The organism is Pseudomonas sp. (assembly GCF_030696055.1).
Taxonomy (GTDB): domain Bacteria; phylum Pseudomonadota; class Gammaproteobacteria; order Pseudomonadales; family Pseudomonadaceae; genus Aquipseudomonas.
Map to the genome: position 1 here is coordinate 1 of NZ_JAUYNP010000115.1, position 1,769 is coordinate 1,769.

A 1,769-nucleotide genomic window follows, 5' to 3' on the forward strand; every position below is an offset into this window, starting at 1 on the left:
CCCCCTCTCCCATGAATGGGAGAGGGGAGAAAGCCGCCAACATGCGCGGACAGCCCCCTCTCCCGCTTGCGGGAGAGGGTTGGGGAGAGGGCAAAAAACCAACTGAATTCTGGAGTACTGAACACATGGCCACCCACGCACCCGAAATGCCTATCCAGGTCGACGACGAAACCGGCGTCTGGACCACCGACGCCTTGCCTATGCTCTATGTGCCGCGGCATTTCTTCGTCAATAACCATATCGGTATCGAAGAGGTGCTGGGCGCCGACGCCTATGCCGAGATCCTCTACAAGGCCGGCTACAAGTCCGCCTGGCACTGGTGCGAGAAGGAGGCCGAGTGCCATGGCCTCGAAGGCGTGGCGGTGTTCGAACACTATATGAAGCGCCTGTCGCAGCGCGGCTGGGGCCTGTTCGAGATCGAAGCCATCGACCTGGATAAAGGCACCGTCAGCGTGCGCCTTAAGCACTCGGCCTTTGTCTATGTCTACGGCAAGTGCGGGCGCAAGGTCGACTATATGTTCACCGGCTGGTTCGCCGGCGCCATGGACCAGATTCTCAAAGCCCAGGGCAGCAGCATCCGCACCCGAGCCGAACAGGTCCATGGCGGTTCCGAAGAAGGCCACGACGACGGCCTGTTTGTGGTTAAGCCGCTCTAAAAACAATTTCAACCGTGATCGAAAACGTAGCGAGCGAAGGGTAGGCAAGGCGGAGGCTGAAGCGAAAAGCGGAGTTTACTGGTGTAAATGAGCATTTTCGCTTCAGCCTCCAACGCCGCATAACCGAGCGCCGTAGTTTTCAGAGGATGCCACCATGGCTTTCGAAGCAATGTTCCAGCCGATTCAGATCGGCAAGCTGACCATCCGCAACCGCGTGCTCAGTACCGCCCACGCCGAGGTCTACGCCACCGACGGCGGCATGACCACCGAGCGTTACATCAAGTATTACGAAGAGAAGGCCAAGGGCGGCATCGGCCTGGCCATCTGCGGCGGTTCCTCGGTGGTGGCCATCGACAGCCCGCAGGAATGGTGGAGCTCGGTCAACCTGTCCACCGACCGCATCATCCCGCACTTCCAGAATCTGGCCGACGCCATGCACAAGCACGGCGCCAAGATCATGATCCAGATTACCCACATGGGCCGCCGCTCGCGCTGGGACGGTTTCAACTGGCCGACCCTGATGTCGCCGTCGGGTATCCGCGAGCCGGTGCACCGCGCCACCTGCAAGACCATCGAGCCGGAAGAGATCTGGCGGGTGATCGGCAACTACGCCAGCGCCGCGCGCCGGGCGAAAGAAGGCGGCCTGGACGGCGTCGAGCTATCCGCCGTGCACCAGCATATGATCGACCAGTTCTGGTCGCCGCGGGTCAACAAGCGCACCGACGAATGGGGCGGCACCTTCGAGGGCCGCATGAAGTTCGGCCTGGAAGTGCTCAAGGCCGTGCGTGCCGAGGTCGGCCCGGACTTCTGCGTGGGCATGCGTATCTGCGGCGACGAGTTCCACCCGGACGGCCTGTCCCACGAGGACATGAAGCAGATCGCCAAGTACTACGACGCCACCGGCATGCTCGACTTTCTCGGCGTGGTCGGCTCGGGTTGCGACACCCACAACACCTTGGCCAACGTCATCCCGAATATGAGCTACCCGCCGGAGCCCTTCCTGCACCTGGCGGCCGGGATCAAGGAAGTGGTCAAGGTGCCGGTGCTGCACGCGCAGAACATCAAGGACCCGAATCAGGCCACGCGCATCCTGGAAGGCGGCTATGTGGACAT

At 61.7% G+C, this 1,769-nt stretch carries 1 protein-coding gene and 1 pseudogene; both read left to right on the forward strand.

Features of this window, described 5'->3' with window-relative positions; translation table 11 throughout:
• Positions 1-125: 125 nt before the first annotated feature.
• A complete protein-coding gene (locus Q8Q83_RS06920; protein ID WP_305622313.1) occupies positions 126-656 on the forward strand; it encodes a 4-vinyl reductase in 531 nt (176 codons plus the stop codon).
• 154 nt (positions 657-810) lie between these two features.
• Positions 811-1,769, forward strand: a pseudogene (gene dgcA, locus Q8Q83_RS06925) (dimethylglycine demethylation protein DgcA); the annotation flags it as partial.